17 protein-coding genes and 1 pseudogene are annotated in these 18,574 nt (G+C 62.4%); 11 read left to right on the top strand and 7 right to left on the bottom strand.

The window, feature by feature from the left end:
• Positions 1-113 precede the first annotated feature (113 nt).
• Entirely contained in the window at positions 114-296 is a 183-nt protein-coding gene (locus tag CIC12_RS19925; RefSeq protein WP_168666211.1) for a hypothetical protein, read from the top strand.
• Between the two features lie 1,340 nt (positions 297-1,636).
• On the opposite strand, the gene CIC12_RS19920 is transcribed toward CIC12_RS19925, so the two are convergent.
• The 3 genes and pseudogenes from CIC12_RS19920 to ribA all read right to left on the bottom strand — a co-directional run bounded on the left by CIC12_RS19920 (position 1,637) and on the right by ribA (position 4,618).
• Complete coding sequence (locus CIC12_RS19920) at positions 1,637-1,891, bottom strand: helix-turn-helix transcriptional regulator (RefSeq protein ID WP_168666353.1); 255 nt, start codon at positions 1,889-1,891, stop codon at positions 1,637-1,639.
• Between the two features lie 581 nt (positions 1,892-2,472).
• Positions 2,473-3,745 (bottom strand): annotated as a pseudogene (locus CIC12_RS19915) (tyrosine-type recombinase/integrase).
• Between the two features lie 222 nt (positions 3,746-3,967).
• Positions 3,968-4,618, bottom strand: coding sequence for a GTP cyclohydrolase II (gene ribA, locus CIC12_RS19910; RefSeq protein WP_168666351.1), 651 nt, complete (start codon positions 4,616-4,618; stop codon positions 3,968-3,970).
• Between the two features lie 278 nt (positions 4,619-4,896).
• On the opposite strand from ribA, the gene CIC12_RS19905 reads away from it, so the two are divergent.
• Positions 4,897-5,340: a CBS domain-containing protein gene (locus CIC12_RS19905; RefSeq protein ID WP_168666210.1), complete on the top strand. Its 444-nt coding sequence runs from the start codon at positions 4,897-4,899 to the stop codon at positions 5,338-5,340.
• 391 nt (positions 5,341-5,731) lie between these two features.
• Here the strand turns inward: CIC12_RS19905 and CIC12_RS19900 are convergent, their stop codons facing one another.
• Positions 5,732-6,073 (bottom strand): DUF4148 domain-containing protein, encoded by a 342-nt coding sequence (locus tag CIC12_RS19900; RefSeq protein ID WP_168666208.1) that lies wholly within the window; start codon positions 6,071-6,073, stop codon positions 5,732-5,734.
• A gap of 292 nt (positions 6,074-6,365) precedes the next feature.
• Complete coding sequence (locus CIC12_RS19895; RefSeq protein WP_168666349.1) at positions 6,366-6,995, bottom strand: DNA-3-methyladenine glycosylase; 630 nt, start codon at positions 6,993-6,995, stop codon at positions 6,366-6,368.
• 447 nt (positions 6,996-7,442) lie between these two features.
• Here CIC12_RS19895 and CIC12_RS19890 point away from each other — a divergent pair, with 447 nt between their 5' ends.
• Together CIC12_RS19890 and CIC12_RS19885 are read left to right on the top strand one after the other, a co-directional pair.
• The gene (locus CIC12_RS19890; protein WP_168666206.1) at positions 7,443-7,793 is read left to right on the top strand and encodes a BON domain-containing protein; all 351 of its coding nucleotides are present in this window, start codon (positions 7,443-7,445) and stop codon (positions 7,791-7,793) included.
• 433 nt (positions 7,794-8,226) lie between these two features.
• Positions 8,227-9,309, top strand: coding sequence for a calcium:proton antiporter (locus CIC12_RS19885; RefSeq protein ID WP_168666204.1), 1,083 nt, complete (start codon positions 8,227-8,229; stop codon positions 9,307-9,309).
• A 38-nt stretch (positions 9,310-9,347) separates the two neighbouring features.
• On the opposite strand, the gene CIC12_RS19880 is transcribed toward CIC12_RS19885, so the two are convergent.
• Complete coding sequence (locus tag CIC12_RS19880; RefSeq protein WP_168666202.1) at positions 9,348-10,241, bottom strand: LysR substrate-binding domain-containing protein; 894 nt, start codon at positions 10,239-10,241, stop codon at positions 9,348-9,350.
• Positions 10,242-10,804: 563 nt separating this feature from the next.
• Between CIC12_RS19880 and CIC12_RS19875 the strand changes: the two genes are divergently transcribed.
• The 7 genes from CIC12_RS19875 to CIC12_RS19845 all read left to right on the top strand — a co-directional run bounded on the left by CIC12_RS19875 (position 10,805) and on the right by CIC12_RS19845 (position 17,182).
• The gene (locus CIC12_RS19875; RefSeq protein WP_168666200.1) at positions 10,805-11,899 is read left to right on the top strand and encodes an ABC transporter substrate-binding protein; all 1,095 of its coding nucleotides are present in this window, start codon (positions 10,805-10,807) and stop codon (positions 11,897-11,899) included.
• A 5-nt stretch (positions 11,900-11,904) separates the two neighbouring features.
• Positions 11,905-12,858, top strand: a complete 954-nt coding sequence (locus tag CIC12_RS19870) for an ABC transporter permease (protein WP_446728023.1) — start codon at positions 11,905-11,907, stop codon at positions 12,856-12,858.
• A complete protein-coding gene (locus CIC12_RS19865; protein ID WP_168666196.1) occupies positions 12,855-13,727 on the top strand; it encodes an ABC transporter permease in 873 nt (290 codons plus the stop codon). The genes CIC12_RS19870 and CIC12_RS19865 overlap by 4 nt, the downstream gene beginning before the upstream one ends.
• A gap of 34 nt (positions 13,728-13,761) precedes the next feature.
• A complete protein-coding gene (locus CIC12_RS19860; protein ID WP_168666194.1) occupies positions 13,762-14,832 on the top strand; it encodes an ABC transporter ATP-binding protein in 1,071 nt (356 codons plus the stop codon).
• A gap of 76 nt (positions 14,833-14,908) precedes the next feature.
• The gene (locus CIC12_RS19855; RefSeq protein ID WP_168666192.1) at positions 14,909-15,733 is read left to right on the top strand and encodes a transporter substrate-binding domain-containing protein; all 825 of its coding nucleotides are present in this window, start codon (positions 14,909-14,911) and stop codon (positions 15,731-15,733) included.
• Positions 15,734-15,776: 43 nt separating this feature from the next.
• The gene (locus CIC12_RS19850) at positions 15,777-16,523 is read left to right on the top strand and encodes an amino acid ABC transporter permease (RefSeq protein ID WP_168666189.1); all 747 of its coding nucleotides are present in this window, start codon (positions 15,777-15,779) and stop codon (positions 16,521-16,523) included.
• 2 nt (positions 16,524-16,525) lie between these two features.
• Positions 16,526-17,182, top strand: coding sequence for an amino acid ABC transporter permease (locus tag CIC12_RS19845; protein WP_168666187.1), 657 nt, complete (start codon positions 16,526-16,528; stop codon positions 17,180-17,182).
• Positions 17,183-17,266: 84 nt separating this feature from the next.
• On the opposite strand, the gene CIC12_RS19840 is transcribed toward CIC12_RS19845, so the two are convergent.
• Complete coding sequence (locus CIC12_RS19840; RefSeq protein ID WP_168666185.1) at positions 17,267-18,571, bottom strand: c-type cytochrome; 1,305 nt, start codon at positions 18,569-18,571, stop codon at positions 17,267-17,269.
• Between the last annotated feature and the right edge of the window lie 3 nt (positions 18,572-18,574).

Genomic DNA, 18,574 nt, shown 5'->3' with positions numbered 1-18,574 from the left:
GTGACCTCTCGTTGATTGGTAGCTCATTAAACAGACGGCAGCCCGGACAGGCACTTGCAGTAAGGGTACGTTGGAACCGAACTTCCAAACTTCAAACTGACTGGAAGACTGCCATGACCAAAATTGAGCGCCTGCGTCTACCTGAAGATGACGCGACCCTTGGAAGCAATCGCATTTTCGACCTGTTCCAGTATTCGCCAGCGGTCACTGCTAACGGCCTGGTCTTTATCGCGGGCCAAACAGGCATGCGTCCCGACGGGTCCATTCCGGAGGACCCGATGGAGCAAATTGATTGAGCGTTCCAGCGCATCGAAGCAGTGCTCAAGCATCTGGACCTCGACTTCACGGACGTCGTCGAACCCGTCACCAACGGATAGAAAATGCCCAAAGCATTGTTGCCAATTGATTAGCGAGCCGATTTTCAGTGGACACCGTACACACCCATTCGCCGCTCCGGGAATATCACGAATCGATGGAACGACTCTGGCTAACTCAGTCAGCACAGTGGCATCACACGACGAGGTAGTCGTAGCGGAACTCGTTTCCGACTTGATTGACGATGTGCAGCGACGTAGTACGGAAAATTGTTCGTCGATAGATTCGCGTTCTCGTCGCGCATCGATTGGAGGTCTAGGTTCAGTATCGGCGACACGCCAATGACTTCCCATAGTCGATTTTTGAACCTACGCCCGAGCTCCTCGGCGGAGAGGTCGAGAAGTGCGTTCCAGCCTATTGGGTCAACCAAGATAGCGGCGACAACTGCATGATGAATCGCACGGTCTATCTGCGCAAGCCGAGCTTCTTCGAGTGAAGGACTGTCTCGTTTTTTGCGAGACGGCCGTGTCGTTGACACTCCTTTGGTCGTGATTGGATCCATGGCTCAAGATGACGTGGGAAAGCCGCGCAACCAACCCAAAGACAGACAGATCAAGCTGGGATTTTAGGCGCCGTGACGATTCCGAGCATACGGGGTCTTCGTCTGTCCGCTTTGATAAGGCGCGTTGAGCGATGCGAGTGCACCGGACGGACACCAGAAGCAGTTCAATAACCGCTCCTGGCCGACACTTGCCCGCCGTCCCGCACGCGTGCGCTATAGGGCCGAGTGTCGCGCGTCAGACAGTGGCCGACATGCCCCTGAGGAAGACCGCAAGATGATCGCTTCATCTTTCACGCGGCACAAAGGTCAATCCGTCGGCGTAATGGTTCGAACGTGTAGACAACCCTAGCCTCGCGCGGACCGTCAGGCCAAGTCATTTTTCTCGAACATCGATTGCTGCGTGCGGGTAAATAGCGGGTAAAAATCTACTATCTCACTCTGCAATTAGCCATCAATCCCCGGCCCGCGTAGCTTTCCACGATCCTGAGTTGTTCTGAACAATGGCTATCACGTCACGCAGCAGAAATCAGAGACCATTGTGCCATCCAGGCACGATGGAAATGGCCATCTGCCCTACGATCTATCTCCGATCCGCTAGTGCCCCTCAGGCTCGTCCCGTGGCGTCATTTCAGCGCGCACAGCGCGTTTGCGAATGCCTTAACACATCGTAAAAATACATCATCAGCCAGAATTACTTTCCTAACTCACTGGCGATCACAGAACATCTCGAGTGTCGCGAAAAGAAAGCAATCTCCAACGTTATTCCCTCCCTGTTTCTGTCGCGCGAGCGGCAACAGTTCGGTGCTTCTTAGCGCCCGAGTTCTCCGGCGGAAGGAGCTTCGAGACCGGGCGTGTAGCAGCCCAATTCTGAACTTCGTGTGCAAGCCATGTGACCCGTCGTCCAGATAGCAATCGCGGCTCGGGGAACGTTTTCTCGCGCACAAGGTGCTGTACGGTCGACGGTGACAGAGAAAGTGCCTGCGCAACTTCCTTCAAAGAGAGACAGATCTTCATCGCGACATTGCCTTCGTCTTTTCCCGTCGGGTCCTGAGTGCCTCCGCGTACCGTCGACATGACCGAAAGGAGGATTGACGTGCAACACTTCTTGTTAGCCGTTGAACTACATTGGAATTTAATTGGAAATTGCCAAGCATGGCAAATGCCCGCCGAGGAATAAAAATCCCATTCCCCGTTGCTCTCCCCAAACGACGAAATTCCCGATAATGCCGAGGCAGTCGGCATGCCAAGCGGCGCTGAGCAAAAATCCCAAAGAAGCCTGTCCGCTTGCGTTACTCTTTCCCTTTTTCAAGCTCGATCGGAATCGCATGTGGCCAGGCCATGCATATCGAAAAAAAGAGGCTTGCGCCGGTCGTCGCGCACTCTGAGCCCTCGCCTGCCATACGCGTTGTTAGCTGGGTCGAGGGCTCACATCAGAGTAAACAGAACAACGGTGATACGGCGATGGGAGCGTGGCTCCATTCAAACCCGAAATCACGCGGCATCAAGATGCGGTGTCGCATTGCTGAGACATCGTCCATGTGCCCATGCCCAAATTTGTCGCACGCTGAAGACCGCCATACCGATCACATCGACCGCTACTTCCTCGGAGGATATTTTGCAGCAATCTCTTCAAGGCGATGAGACAGTGTTGTTAGCCACTCGCGCCGTTCTCTGTCGTAGGTATGCCGATTATATACGCCGATGATACCCGGCTGGACATGGCCCAGCACCGCTTCGGCAACTTCATTCGGACAACCAAGCGTTGCTAGCAACGTGCGCGCTGTGCGTCGAAGATCATGAGCCGACCAGTGTGTAACCGGCACACGCGGACGGTCATGGTTCGGCGCTATTTTACAGTACGGCTGATGATAGTAGACTCCGTGCTGGACCACGGTCTGGTCCATCGCCCCCCCGCGCGACGTTGGAAACAGGACAGTCCCTTTGACCTGGTCGAGGCGTCGCCGCACAATGGCCTCGGCGCGGCCTACAAGCGGCACCCGCAGATCCGTTGCTTTCTCGTTATGAAGCCCCTTGGTTTTGTGCTTGAATCGTCCACCAGAAACCATCGCTCTCCTCCGCGATCTCGGTGCTCTCCATTGCGACGATCCCGCCGCCCCTCGTACCCGTCCAGAGATAGAGCGTCAATGCATCAGCAACAGTCAAACTAAAATTCGGCAACCACCGGATCAATATGCCGAGTTCCTCGACGGACAACACCCTTTCTTGTGTCCCGGTATATTGGCCTTCGACCTTGCGCCCCTTGCTCTTCAGTCGTCCTCTCAGGACTTCCCTCCACCAGTTCGGAGTGTTTTCGGGAACGCGACCGGCATCCAGCACGTAATGCCAGGCGCCGCCGAGCTCCATGCGAAGGCGAGCCGCGAGCATCGGCGTCGATCTGTATGATTCGAGCAAGTCGAAAGCTTGGGCGCGCGTGATGGCAGCCGCACGCAGATCAGCGATAGGCGCTAGCATCGCCTTGAACATGCGTGCTACCTCAACTGCACCCTTCGTCTTCCGGCTGAGTTCGACATACCCCTGCAGATAGTCACGGCACAGCTGTCTGACGGTGTAATCGTCCGGTGATGGCCGATTAGCCTTTTTCTCCGGCTTTCGACGCACCGCCGAGAGCTCGACTCCCGCGTCTCGCTCGACACGGCTCTTCTGCCATGCAGCGATGGCACCGGCGAACGACATTGCCGGCCATTCACCGAGCTTCACCTGCCGCATGCGGCTGTCGACCGGCGACTTGTAGCGATACGTCCACGATTTAAGGTTCGTCGAAGCTTGCAGGCGCAGCCCCGGAAACCCCTCGAAAGTCATGTGACCGCCGCTCGGCAGCTTGGCTGCGGTGCGTGCATCGAAGCGCATTCTTTCCCTCGGCGTAGGTTTTCTCTATGGGAAGAATATCCGGCGTAGGTTTCGTTGGCAACGCTGGAAAACCTACGCCGCACCGGCAGGTTTTGATGCACAGAGATAAGCGTTGATGTGCAGCCTGTGGCCGCGCTCATCTCGATTATTCTCTTTATTTTCAATACCTTGCAGATCGCTCTGGAGCACTGCGGCTCACCACGGACGGATACCGAATTCTACCTATTCGTTTTCGTCGAAGTAGTGCCCGAACTTGAGCTGCTTCGTACGGATATAACGCTCGTTTTCCTCGCGCATCGGGATCGCCAGCGCGACCCGTTCGCACACCGGAATGCTGTGCTTCGAGAGCGTGTCGAACTTCTCCGGATTGTTGCTCATCAAGCGTACCGACGTGACTTTCAACGTGCGCAGAATGCCCGCGGCTGAATCGTATTCTCGCGAATCATCCGGCAAGCCGAGGTCGAGATTGGCCTCGACGGTATCGCGCCCCTGCTCCTGCAGCGCATAGGCGCGAATCTTGTTCGACAGGCCGATACCGCGCCCTTCATGGCCGCGCAGGTACAGCAGCACGCCGCAGCCTTCTGCCGCGATGTAGCGCAGCGCGAGGTCGAGCTGCTCGCCGCAGTCACAACGATACGAGCCGAGCACGTCGCCCGTGAGGCACTCGGAATGCAGGCGCGTCAACACGGACGACTGATTGGCGACATCGCCCATCACGAGCGCGAGATGTTCGGCGCCGCTTTCGCATACGCGAAACACGTATGAGGTGAACGTGCCGTAGCGCGTGGGAAGCGTGGCAGTGGCGTCGAGAACGACGCATTCGCCGTTGATGGCGCCGTCTGCTGCGGGCGATGGATCGTGAGACGTGAGCATGGCGTTGGACAGTATTGCTGACATGAACCCGATCAAACCGGGGATAAGGGTTGGACTCGGAGTTTACCGCTAATCCGCACGGCACACCCGGATGTCCCCGCGCGGTGCAAGGCGCGCGGCCAAACATGGGCGGCGGCGCCGCTACCTGAATTGGACGCGCGACGCGCCCCAGGTATTCCCGGAGTACCGCGCCACCGCGTCGCGCCTATACTGGAATGGCCTGTCCCTCACGACAGCACGCCGCACCGGCGTGCTGCACTGCGAAACGGAGCCGCTCCATGACAAGCGTTGCCCAGCTTCTTAAAACGAAACCGAACAACACCGGTGTCATCACGATCGGCGTCGACGATTCCGTCTACGAGGCGATCCGGTTGATGGCCGAAAAAGGCATCGGCGCACTGGTCGTGACGGACGGCGACAGCATCGCCGGGATCATCACGGAGCGTGACTACGCGCGCAAGGTGGTGCTGATGGATCGCTCGTCGAAGGCCACGCCGGTGCGCGACATCATGAGCAAGGCGGTGCGTTTCGTGCGCCCCGACCAGACCACGGAAGACTGCATGGCCCTGATGACCGAGCGCCGCATGCGCCACCTGCCGGTGATCGAGAATGACCGGCTGGTGGGTATGGTGTCGATCGGCGACCTGGTGAAGAACATCATCGCCGAGCAGCAGTTCACCATTCAGCAACTCGAGTTCTATATTCACGGCGAACGGCCCTGATGCGCGCGGCGTGCTCAATGCCGCGCGACTGGCCACACGACGCCGGCTGCCCGTTGCGTAAAACGACGCAAAAAAAGCCCAATCGTTGAAACGGTTGGGCGAAGCTACCTTGCGGCAGCGGAGGTTCTTGGAACTGGATAGCGTGCCACGCGCGCTTCGATACCAATGGGTGCGCGCGGCACTGCAAGCGTGGATCGCGAGGCAACCGGATCACTTCGCGACGGCGCGCTGAATGTGAATCTCAACCGCAACGCGCCGCTGGGGCGTCGAACGACTTGGCCGTGCGTGACAGCGAGGCGGCTCGGATTGCGCCCGCCCCGCCTCACTCGGCTCCCGGCCGGACCTGCCGGCGGGCTTTTCAACGCGGTTGCTTATTGCTGGTTGCCGAATCTTAGTTGCCGAAATACACCGACTTCGGACCGGTTGTCGGCTGCAGCATGCCACCCGCTTGGGAGGAGCCGCTCATCGGCGCACCGTAACCACTCGTGTCGGCGACCGGCTGGGTCTGCGCGACGGCCGGGTTCTCAGCCTGAACACGGCGTTCAGCAGCCTGGATGTTGGCCGGATAATTCGTGTCGTTAGTCGTGGCGGGGTTGTAGCCTGCGCGCTCCAACTGGATCAATTCGTTGCGAACATCGGCGCGGGTGACCGGTTGCTGGCTCGACTGAGCGAACGAAACGACCGGGGCGGCAAGAACAGCTGCAATGGCGACTGCCTTAATGAGCGATTTCATGATTAATACCTCCAGACTTGTTTTATTTGCATCGCTTGCCACACCATGTGAGAAGCGAATGATTTCAGTTTAGTCACCAGATCCCCGAGGGAAAACCCTTAATTTAGAGATACATAATTGCTGGATTCGCAAAAAAGCGCCGAAAATGACTGGACGATGCGATTCACATTCGAGCATCCCGGTAATAATTGTCGGGGTCGTAACCGATGCGTCTGATGTTTCAAAATAGCGTGTGGTCTGAGCGGTTTTTGCCACAACGCGTCGCGTCATCAGTCGAATTGACGCGCGTCTTTCATGCACCGCCATGTGGCATCGGAAGCAGCCTTCGCGGACCACTGACGAACGTACTGCCAGGTTCGAAAAATCGCAGTCGCCTATGCATCTCGCGTGACAAGCCAATGCGCGTCGTCACGCCGATAGGCGCCTCGCGTGTCTCGATCACGCCGATCCACAGGCCGCTTCCGGTACACAGATCGCGGCCATTGAACGACTGGCCGACGCCGAGCGCCATCGTGAGCCGGCCGGGACCACGCGCGAGATCGCGCAGCGGTACGCCGGGACGCCGCGCTTCCATCAGTGGCAGACCTTCAAGCGGCTCGATCGCGCGAAACAGGATGCCGGCGCCGACCTCGGCCTCTTCCGCGGACATGTTGAGCATGTACGACAGACCGTAGGTCAGCCGCACGTAGGCGTGGCCGCGGGAGAGAAACATCGCGCCGTTATGCGGACGCCGACCGACAAACGCATGACTGGTCGAATCGCCGACCGGATAGGCCTCCGTTTCGACGATCCGCCCGGTGAGACGCCCTTGCGGCAGATCATGGACAAGGTATTTGCCGATCATGAAGCGCGCCAGTTCGATCGTATCGACCGGAAGATCGTCCCGCCGTAATGGCCGGACAGGCAGCAGTTCATTTCCCATGCATGCAATTCCTGATTTTGAAGCAGGCGGCATAAGAGCAATCAAAAATTCACAAGCTACGATGCCTTCATTGTTCCCAATGGTTGGGATAAAACGACTTCGAATAAAAAAGAATAACGAAATCACCAGCAAAACAGCCTGTTAATCGGCGATACGACGCCATCGAACTGTTTCCATCAGCCGATTCGTTGTAGTAAAGCCTCAATTTCGGGATAGCCCGCGTTCAACATGGCACTAATTGCTGTATCGTTCTCTCCGGCCCGTTGCACAGCCTTTTGCTGGCGTGGACGCCCTTGTCTGGGGCCCGCACACAATCAGCATACAGATTGCAAGCTTCCGCAAGATCTGCAGTTCGGTTCCATTCAGATTTGATTCCGGTTCACTCGTTGGTGTAGCAAATGGTCCCCGTCCGGGGACTGCGTACTTATGACAATAGGAGAAAGTTGAATGAAAGCATTTCCGGCAATCAAGGTGATCGGCGGTGCGCTGATCGTTCTGGCGTCCATCAATGCCTACGCGCAAACCGCCGATGCCGCGTCGCCCGCGTCTGCAGCGCCGACCGCCAAGCAGACGAAACAGGCTAATCGCGCGCTGCAACGCAAGGTCCGCGGCACGCTGGCCAAGACGAAAGGCCTGAGCGTCTCGAACATCACCGTGCGCGCGCGCGGCGGCGACGTGACGCTGGCCGGTTCGGTGCCGGAAGCAGCGCAACTCGACATCGCCACGAACGCTGCGAAGTCGGTGGCGGGCGTGACGTCGGTGAAGAACGCGCTGACGATCCGTGCTGAAGGACAATAAGCGGATCGATCTGCTGTAAAGCAACAAGCGGGCGCCAGTGTCACTTCGCATGATATTGGCCCCGCGCCTGGCTCGAACCTCTGGTCGTCAGTGCCACCGCAGGGGCGATTCGCCCGGCGCCCCATGTCTTCCTGCGCACCCGCTGCGCATGCGACATCCCCATCACGCAGTCCTGCGCAACGAAATCCTGCTACAAGAGAGAAGTCGCCGCGTGCGCGCCGACAGCCTGGCCCCTTGGGCAACGCGGCGAGCATCTCTCATGAGTTGACGCTGTTTGACACAGCATTAGCCGATCGAATCGTATTATCCTTTATAATTTAACGTGTTAGCGCGCATTGTTGATCCATTGGTTTAGCCTTGACGCGGCTTTTGCCAGCTTCGATTTCGGGCGACGTAAATCGCCCAGCCATGAACACGCATGACAGGACGCCGAATGACCAAGCCCTCGACCGTTTTGCCTCGCTGGACCATTGCCGCGCCGTTCGCCGCGTGGATCGTGCTCGGCGCCGCGTATGCGATGCCGGGCAACGGCCTGCTGCTCGCGCTCGTCGGCGTGGCGCTGTGCGCGGCGGTTTTCACCGCGGTCCACCATGCGGAAGTGGTCGCGCATCGCGTCGGCGAGCCGTTCGGCACGCTGGTGCTGGCGGTGGCCGTGACTGTCATCGAAGTGGCGCTGATCGTTTCGGTGATGCTGACCTCCGGCCCCGAGAAAGCCGGTCTCGCGCGCGACACGGTGTTCGCCGCAGTGATGATCGTGTGTAACGGCATCGTCGGCCTCTGTCTGCTGGTGGGCGGCATTCGCCATCTGGAGCAGGATTTCCAGAGCCGTGGCGCGGCCGCCGCGCTGGCGGTGCTTGCGTCGCTCTCCGTGCTGACGCTGGTCATGCCGAACTTCACGACGACCAGTGTCGGCCCGATCCTGTCGTCGTCGCAACTGGCGTTCGCCGGGATGTCGTCGCTGGTGCTGTATTGCGTATTCGTATTCGTGCAAACCGTGCGTCACCGCGATTACTTCCTTGCCGGCGTGCCCGACGAAGACGTCCATGCCGCGCCGCCAGGCGTCGGCCTCGCGCTGGTAAGCGGCGGACTGCTGCTGGTGTGCCTCGTCGCCGTGGTGCTGCTGGCGAAGGTGCTGTCCCCGGTCGTCGAGACGGCGGTGCAGAACGCGGGGGCGCCGCCGGCCGTGGTGGGCATCATCATCGCCGCGCTGGTGCTGCTGCCTGAAGGACTCGCCGCCGTGCGCGCAGCGCGCGCCGACCGCTTGCAGAACAGCCTGAATCTCGCGCTCGGCTCGGCGCTGGCGAGTATCGGGCTGACCATTCCGACTGTGGCCGGCGTGTTTCTCTACACCGGTCAACCGCTCGTGCTCGGCATCAACGGCAAGGAAACCGTGCTGCTCGCGCTGACCCTGGTGGTCTGCACCCTCACACTGAGCACCGGCCGCACGACGATTTTGCAAGGCGCCGTGCACCTGTCGCTGTTCGCGGCGTATCTGTTCCTGTCGTTCGCACCCTGAGGCGGCGACAGGCAGGCGGCGGCCGCTGTGCCGCCGTCCTACTCTTCCCAATGCGCGGCGATCCAGTCGCGGAACAGATTCAGCTTCTGCTGATGTGCCACTGAATCCGGATAAACGAAGTAATAACGCCAGCCGGTCTTGAGCACCATCTCGAACGGACGCACGAGGCGCCGCGCGGCGACATCCTCGTCGATCAGCGCCAGATCGCTGATCGCCACCCCGAAGCCCTGCAAGGCGGCGTTGGTCGCCATGTCGAGCGTATCGAAACTCGGGCCGTGTTCGGCGTCGACCACTTGGGCATTCGCGTCATCCGCTTCGGCTATCTTCGCGAGCCACATCTTCCAGTCGCGATGATCGCGGGTCGGATGCAGCAGCGTGTGCCGCGCAAGGTCGGCCACCTGCGCGAGCGGCTTGTCCTTGAGCAGCTCGGGCGCGCAGACCGGCGTCAGACGCTCCTCGAACAACGGCACCGCCTGCACATCCGCACCGGGCGACGACGCGTAGATGATCGCAGCGTCGAACGGCTCGCTCTGGAAGTCGACCGCGTGCTGCCAGGTCGTCGTGATCTGCACGTGCAGATCGGGGTACTCGGCCTGGAAGCGCATGATTTTCGGCAGCATCCAGCGCATCACGCACGTCGGCACTTTCAGCGCAAGATCGGTGCGCTGCCGCGTGAGGCGCAGCGAAATCTCCTCGATGCGGGCAAAGCTCTCCTTCACGGCCGGCAGCAGCATTTCGCCTTCGGCGGTCAGCGTCAGGCCCTTCGCGTGGCGTTTGAAGAGCGGAAACTTATAGTAGTCCTCGAGCGCGATGATCTGCCGGCTGACCGCGCCTTGCGTGAGGCACAGGTGGTCGGCGGCGCGGGTGAAACTGCGATGGCGCGCGACGGTTTCGAAAATCTGCAGCGCGTTGAGCGGCGGAAGACGTCGCATCGTGGTATCCGGAATCAGAAAAAGTCATTGCACGGGCGTCGCGTCGCGGCGCGTCGGTATGCCCGTCCAGCCCACAGCATACGCGATCGGCATTTGCCGCACGAGAGGCCGGCGGGCAAACCGGCATGCGTTCCATGCATGGCGTCGCGCGCCTGCGCGAGATGCTCAAGGCTTTCTGCACCGCGACGGGGCAATGCGCGGGATCACCCGCACCAGAACCGAGCTTTCCTCATACCTCGGCGCGAACGAGGCCACGCGCAAAACGTGGACGTTAACCCGGATGCGCCGCTGTCGCGGCACCGCCAGCGGTCGAGCCGCTAGGCGCAGCGCGATCATCCAGGCGCCGCGATGCATGAGCTTACGTCATACCGCCCATGCGCATATTTCGTTTGGCGCAAGATTTTGGCAAACCTAGAGTGCATCCACACGCGACACACCGCACATCAGGCAGGCAGCGTGTGCCGCGGGGTGCGCAAACCGGCACGACGAGTAGCGGCGTTCCAAAACGGCAGCGGTCACAGCGACTATCACCAGCAACAGGCGTTCATCACAGGGAGACCGCCATGCAAGAGATCAAACGGGGCAGAAGACAGGTCATCAAAACGATCGGCGCGGCGCTGGCTGCGTCCGCATTGCCGACGCCGTTCGTCAACCTGCGCGCCCAGGAGCAGAACTTCAGCGGCAAGACGCTGCGTCTGCTGACCTGGTCGGACGACACCGGCGCGGCCGCGCTGCGCAATATCGCCGCCAGCTTCACGGCCAGGACCGGCGCCAAAGTGATCGCCGATCGCGCCGACGGCACCTCCGGCATGGTCGCCAAAGTCAAGGCCGCAGGCGATCGCCCCACTTACGACGTCATCACGCTGGCGGGCGTCGGCGCGGCCGGTCTCGGCGATGCCGGCCTGCTGATGAAGCCCGATCTCGACAAGCTGCCGAACCTCAAGGAAGTCGCACCGCAATATCGCACCGGCGCGAACGGCTTCGGCGTCGGCTATCTGCTGTGGTCCGACGGGCTGATCTACAACACGGCGACGCTCAAGACCGCGCCAACCTCGTATGAAGCGCTGTGGGACCCGAAGTACGCCGGCCGCATTTTCCTGCCGCCGCCCGAATGGGCGGAAGCGGTGGACCTCGCGATCATCGCGGCGAAGATGAACGGCGGCTCGCAGCAGAACATCGAGCCGGGCTTCAAAAAGCTGATGGAGTTGAAAGACCGCGTGATGACGCTCGGCGAGAACCCGAACCAGGTGGCCGACCTGTTCCGCACCGGCTCGCTCGACATCGGTGGCATCTATTCGCCGGCCTTTTTCCCCGACCAGATCCGCAAGCCCGAGTACAAGATGGGCGTGACCTACGGGATGAAGGAAGGCTTCGCCACGCAGCTGATGTTCACGGTGATCCCGAAATCGCATCCGGGCGACAGCGACCTGATCCACGCGTTCATCAATCATTCGCTCGACGCGGGCGTGCAAGGCCGCATGGCCGCCGACGTGCTGAACGGCCCGGTCAATTCGAAGGCGGTGATTCCCGCCGCGAGCCGCGCGTTCGTGCCGAGCCCGCAGCAGATCGCCGAGAAAGCCGTGCTGCACGACGACAAGGCGCTCGCCGTGGTGCAGCCCGCGTGGATCAAGCGCTACACCGAAATCTTTTCGGCATGATAGCGATGCTCGCGCGCTTTTCGCGGCGTGCTTCGGCGGCATCGGGGCCGGCTTTGGAGCCGACGCCCGGCGCCGGCTTCAGCGGCCTCGAGCAACCCGCCGTCAGCACCATGGCGAAGGCGCGACCGTGGCTGCTGCTCACGCCGATCCTGCTGTTTCTCGCGCTGCTCGGCGCGGCCGCGCTGGTCGTGCTGCGCATGAGCTTCGGCACGCCGGGCCACGAATGGCGCGGTTTCACGCTGCAAAACTACGCGGACCTGCTCGACGGCTATTTCTTGAAGTCGCTCTGGCTCACCTTGCGGCTCGCGTTCCAAAGCATGCTCTGTGCGCTCGCGCTGGCGATTCCCGTCGCGCTGGCCATGGCGCGCACGCAGTCGCGGCTCGCGCGCCGGTTGCTGCTCGCTGGCGTGCTGCTGCCGCTGCTCGTCAATCTGCTGCTGCAAGGCTATGGCTGGTTGATCATTCTCGGGCCGGCGGGTCTGCTCAATCACGCGCTGCTCGCGAGCGGCCTCGTCGAGCGTCCGGTGATGTGGCTGTATCGCGAGCATGGCGTGTTGCTCGGCCTGATCCAGACCGCGTTTCCGCTTGCCGTGCTGCCGCTCTCCAGCGCGATGCGCGCGGTCTCGATCTCCTATGAGGAAGCCGCCGCGACGCTCGGCGCGACCCGCTGGCAAACGCTGCGTCATGTGCTCTTGCCGCTCGCGATGCCCGGCCTCGTGTCGGGCGCGCTGCTGGTGTTCGCCTACAACGCGAGCGCGTTCGCAGTGCCGCTGCTGCTCGGCGGACGGCGCGTGCCGATGCTCGCCGTGCTGGTCCACGACCAGGTCGCGCCGTTGCTCAACTGGCCAGCGGCGTCCGCCTCGGGTGTCGTACTGATGATCGCCACGCTCGCGGTCATGGCGCTATCGCAGCGCCTCGTGCGGCGCACCCAGCGTCTCTCAGGGGAGTCCCACGCATGAGCACGCCGCTGCCCACCCCGCGTTTTCCATTCCTGCCGCGTCTGCCGCAGACGATGCCCGGCCAGCTCGGCCGCGCCACCGCCCTGCTCGCCGCGCTCGTGCTGTTCCTCGCCGCGCTGCCGATCCTCACGATGATCACGATGTCGTTCAGCGCGGCCGACACGCTCGAATTTCCGCCGCACGCGTTCAGCCTGCACTGGTATCGCGCCGCATGGCACAGCTTCGTGTCGCCGGATGCGAGCGACTCGCTGTCGATGGGCGCGGCGCTGACCACAAGTCTCGTCGTCGCGCTCTCGACGATGCTGATCGCCACCCTCGTCTCGGTGCCGGCCGCCTACGCGCTGAGTCGCTACCGCTTTCGCGGCAAGCCCGCAGTCGAACAGCTGGTCGCGCTGCCGCTCGTCTATCCGCTCGTGATGCTCGGGCTGTCGCTGCTGCTGGTGTTCAACGTGCTGCCAGTCGAACTCGGGGTGTTCCGGCTGATCATCGCGCATGTGATTCTGGCGCTGCCGTTCACGGTAAAGAATTGCGCGGCGTCGGTCGCGTCGATCGGCCCGGAGTTCGAAGAGGCCGCCTGCGTGATGGGCGCAAGCCCCGGCCGCGCGCTCGTCGACGTGATCCTGCCGCTGATGCGCCCCGGCATTCTCGCCGGCATGCTGTTCGCGTTCATCGTCTCGTTCAACGAGTTCACGGTGACCTTCTTCCTGTACGGCATCGATACGATGACGCTGCCGGTGTGGCTCTACAGCCGCACGGTGTCGTCGCTCGATCCGACCGTGTTCTGTTTTGCCGTCGTCATCGTCGCGATCGACTTCGGGCTGATCTGGCTGCTCGAAAAGCTGATCGGCGACGAAGGGGTCGCACTGTGAACGCGCGCCCGACGTCATTTTGCTGGAGCCTCCGATGACCCATCTGACCATGCACGCCGTGACCCGCCGCTTCGGCGCGGCGCACGCCGTCGACAACGTCGATCTGAGCGTGCCCGACGGCAAGCTGGTGTGCTTTCTCGGCCCGTCCGGCTGCGGCAAGACCACGCTGCTGCGGATGATCGCCGGCCTCGAAACGCCGAGTTCGGGCAGCATCCAGTTCGCCGGCCGCGACATCACGCGAGTGCCGGCCAACCAGCGCGGCTTCGGCATGGTGTTCCAGTCGCTCGCGCTGTTTCCGCACATGACGGTCGCGCAGAACGTCGCGTATCCACTGAAGTTGCGTAAGACGGCGAAGGATCAGCAGACGCGCCGCGTCGCCGAACTGCTGGAGCTGATCCAGTTGCCGCATATGGCGGACCGGCCGGTCACGCAACTCTCGGGCGGCCAGCGCCAGCGCGTGGCGATTGCGCGCGCGATCGCCTCGCAGCCGAAACTGCTGCTGCTCGACGAGCCGCTCTCCGCGCTCGACGCCAAACTGCGCGAGGCGATGCAGGTGGAAATCCGCCTGCTGCAACAGCGCCTCGGCATCACGACGATCATGGTCACGCACGACCAGCGCGAAGCGATGACGATGGCCGATGAAATCGTCGTGATGGAAAAAGGCCGCATCGCGCAGGTCGGCAAGCCGCTCGACATCTATCGCGAGCCGGTCAGCGAGTTCGTGGCCGACTTCATCGGGCTCGGCAATATCCTGCCGGTCACGTACGATGGCGCCGGCGGCGTGAGTCTGCCGGGCGGCCTGCGCATCGCGCTCGCACCGGGCGCGCGCGTGCCGAAGTCCGGCGCTGGCTTGCGTTTGCTGATCCGGCCGGAGGATATCTGCGTGAAGACCACGCCGGCAGCCGACGACGCGGCCCCGAACCGGCTCGCCGGCACCGTCACGTTCATTCGCGACGTAGGCGCGTCGCTCGAAGCGACCATCGACTGCGCGGGCTTCACGCTGACCGCCGCGACCACGCCGCGCGAAACGCCGGGGCTCGCGCCCGGCTTGCCGGTGTACGCGGAATTGCCACCGCACGCGTGCAAGCTGATCGCCGCGCACTGAGCACACGCGCGCCGGGCCGCTTGCCGCCACCCATTCCAACTCCAACGCTTCACACGCTTTCGACAGAGGACACATCATGAACCAGCGCCCCGTTGCCCACTCGACCACCCGCCGCGTGTTCGCCACGCTCGCCGCGACGCTCGCCTTCACCGCCGCCGGCGCGCTGTGCGCGTTGCCGTCGGCCGCGCATGCCGACGCCCTCGACAACATCGCAAAGTCTGGCACGGTGCGCATCGGCGTGTTCATGGACTATCCGCCGTTCGGCTCGATCGGTCCGGACATGAAGCCGATGGGCTACGACATTGACGTCGCGAACCTGATCGGCAAGGCGCTCAACGCCAAGGTCGACCTGGTGCAGGTGACCGGCGACAACCGCATGGCCTACCTCGCCGACCACAAGGCCGACATGCTGCTATCGGTCGGACAGACGCCGGAGCGCGAAAAGGTGATTGACTTCTCGCAACCGTACGCGCCGTACTACCTCGCGGTGTTCGGCCCGAAGGCGCTGCCCGTGAAGAGCGCCGCGGACCTGGCGGGCAAATCGATCTCGGTCGCGCGCGGCACGCTGGAAGACCTGAGCGTGACGAAGATCGCGCCGCCCAGCGCCAACATCAAACGTTTCGACGATCCGAACGGCGCAATTTCGGCGTTTCTTTCTGGTCAGGTACAGTTGATGGTGGTCGGCAACGACGTCGGCGCGACGATTCTCGCGCGTCACCCGGCGAACGATCCAGAGCAGAAGTTCTCGCTGTTCAGCTCGCCGGATCACGTCGGCTTGAACAGGAACGAGCCGCGTCTGAAAGCGAAAGTCGACGAAACGATTGCCAAGGCGCGCAAGGACGGCACGATGAACGCGATTTCGCAGAAATGGCTGCGCGCGCCGCTGCCCGCCGACCTCTAAACCATTTGCGCGGGAGTTTCGACCTCACGATGAGCGCCACCTCATGACCTATGCGTTCGATTTCAGCGGCTTCGACCTCTATGCGGGGATGCTCGTGCGCGGCGCCGCCGTCACCCTGGGGCTCACCGCCGTCTCCACCGTGCTCGGCGGCCTCGTCGGGATCGGCGGAGCGAGCATCGCGGTGGCCGGGCCGAAGTGGGCGCGCTGGCTGGTGGCGAGCTATGTCGAACTGATCCGCAATACGCCGTTCATCGTGCAGTTGTTCTTCGTGTTCTTCGGCTTGCCGAGTCTCGGCATTCACATCGACGAAATCCAGGCCGCGATTCTGGCGATGACCGTCAACCTTGGCGCGTACGCCATCGAGATCGTGCGCGCCGGCATCGATTCGATTGCGCGCGGCCAGGTGCAGGCGGCCCAGGCGCTCGGCCTGCACGGACGGCAGGTGTTCCGCTATGTCGTGCTGCCGCAGGCGATCGCCAACGTGTTCCCCGCGCTGCTAAGCCAGGTGCTGATCGTGATGCTCGGCTCGGCAGTGGTGTCGCAGATCTCGGTGCCCGATCTGACCTACGCGGCCAACTTCATCCAGTCGCGCAACTTCCGCTCGTTCGAGAGCTACGTGATCATCACCGCGGTCTATCTGCTGATGTCGATCGTGCTGCGACAACTCATCAACCGCTTTGGGCGCGGCCTGTTCGCGGGCCGCAGTGCGCGCGGCAACGACGCTGCGCCGCGTAGCTGGCGCAGCCGCCTGATGTGGCGCGGCGCCCGCACGCTGCCGACGGAGCGCTGATCATGATCGAATTCACGCTGTGGGACATTGCCCGCAATCTGTTGCTCGCCGCCCGCTGGACGGTGCTGCTGTCGTTGATCGCGTTCGTCGGTGGCGGCGTGGTCGGACTGCTGTTGCTCGCAATGCGCGTGTCGCCGATCGCGTGGCTGCGCCGCGTCGTCGTGCTGTACGTGGAGGTGTTTCAGGGCACGCCACTGCTGATGCAGTTGTTTCTCGCGTTCTTCGGCTTGCCTTTGCTCGGCGTCGATGTATCGCCCTGGGTCGCGGCGACCGTCACGTTGACGCTTTACACGAGCGCGTATCTGGTCGACATCTGGCGCGGCTGCGTCGAAGCGGTGCCGCGCGGCCAGTGGGCTGCGGGCGCGAGTCTCGGCATGACGTTCAGCCAGCAGTTGCGCTATATCGTGTGGCCGCAGGCGCGCAAGATTGCCGTCGCGCCCACGGTCGGTTTTCTCGTGCAGGTGGTGAAGAGCACCGCGCTCGCGTCGATCATCGGCTTCACCGAACTGACCAAGACCGGCACCATGATCACCAACGCCGCATTCCGTCCGTTCCCGATCTACGGCATGGTCGCGATGATTTACTTCGCGATGTGTTTCCCGTTGACGTGGTACGCACGCGTGCTCGAAAAGCGGCAGAAGATCGGGCAGCATCGCTGACACTGGCGGTGCGCCTCGCGCCGCGCCAAGAGAAAAGCGGCAACCGTGCAGACCACGGNGTTATCGCTCGCGCCGCACCAAGGCTTAACGCGCCGCCTGGGTCGACTTGCGCAGCTTCGCCACTTCGGTCGCACTCACCGCCGGTGCGTCGTTGTTCCAGCCGGCCCGCACGAATGTCAGCACGTCGGCGATCTGCTGGTCGTTGAGCACCGGTGCGAACTTCGGCATCGGGAACGCCGCGGGCACGCCGCCGATCACGAGATCGCCGGTGCCGTTCAACGTGACGTTGATCAACGACGACGCGTCCTTCTCCAGCACGTTCGGATTGCCGGCCAACGGCGCCATCATCGGCGCGAAGCCGCGCCCGTCGGCGCCGTGGCAGTGCATGCAATACGCCGTATAGACACGCGCGCCGGCATCGTTCGCGGGACGGCTCAACGACACCTTCGTTTTCTGCGGGTCATACGCATACGGCACGGCGCCGCTGCCGCCCGCCGGCGGTAGCGACTTCAGGTAGGTCGTCATCGCGGCGATGTCGGCGTCGCTCATATGCTGCGTGCTGTTGTTGATCACGCTGGTCATCGAACCAAACGCCGACGCGTGGCGATTCGCGCCGGTCTTCAGGAACGCGTGCACGTCCTCATCGTTCCAGCGGCCGAGCCCGACATTGTGCTCGCCGGTCAGGTTCGACGCGAACCAGCCGTCGAGCAGGCCGCCGGTCAGGAACGCGCTGCCGCTTTCATCGAGCGCCTTCTCCTGGAACGCGATGCCGCGCGGCGTATGGCACGAGCCGCAGTGCCCGAGGCCCTGGATCAGATACGCACCGCGGTTCCATGCGGCGTCCTTGCCCGGCTTGTCCTGATAGGCGCCCTTCTCGAGGAACGCCATGTTCCAGAACTTCAGCGGCCAGCGCATGTTCAGCGGCCATTTGATGTCGGGCTCCCGGTTCGCCTGCTGCACCGGCGTCACGCCGCTCATGAAGAACGTGTAGAGCGCCTTCATGTCCTCGTCATTGATCTTCGCGTAGGACGGATACGGCATTGCCGGGTACAGGTTGTGACCGTCTTTCGCGACGCCTTCGCGCATCGCTCGCGTAAAGTCCTCCAGCGTGTAGCCGCCGATACCGGTCTGCGGATCGGGCGTGATGTTGGTGGTGTAGACCTGCCCCATCGGCGTCGTCATCGGCAAGCCGCCCGCGAACGGCTTGCCCTTCGGGGCCGTGTGACAGGCCACACAATCGCCGATCTTCGCCAGATAGGCGCCGCGTTGCAGCAGCGCCGGGTCCGCCGCATGCGCGGGCGTGGGCGCGGCCGCATGAGCCGGCGTTTGCGCGATGAACGGCAGCGCCACGCACAGCGCCGCGCTGAAACCCTTCAATGTGTTTTTCATGGT

Origin of the sequence: Paraburkholderia sp. SG-MS1 (genome assembly GCF_012275575.1) — a bacterium.
In the GTDB taxonomy this organism is placed as follows: Bacteria; Pseudomonadota; Gammaproteobacteria; order Burkholderiales; family Burkholderiaceae; genus Paraburkholderia.
The sequence above is the reverse complement of the archived record's forward strand: the minus strand, read 5'-3'. Positions and strand labels throughout refer to the sequence as shown.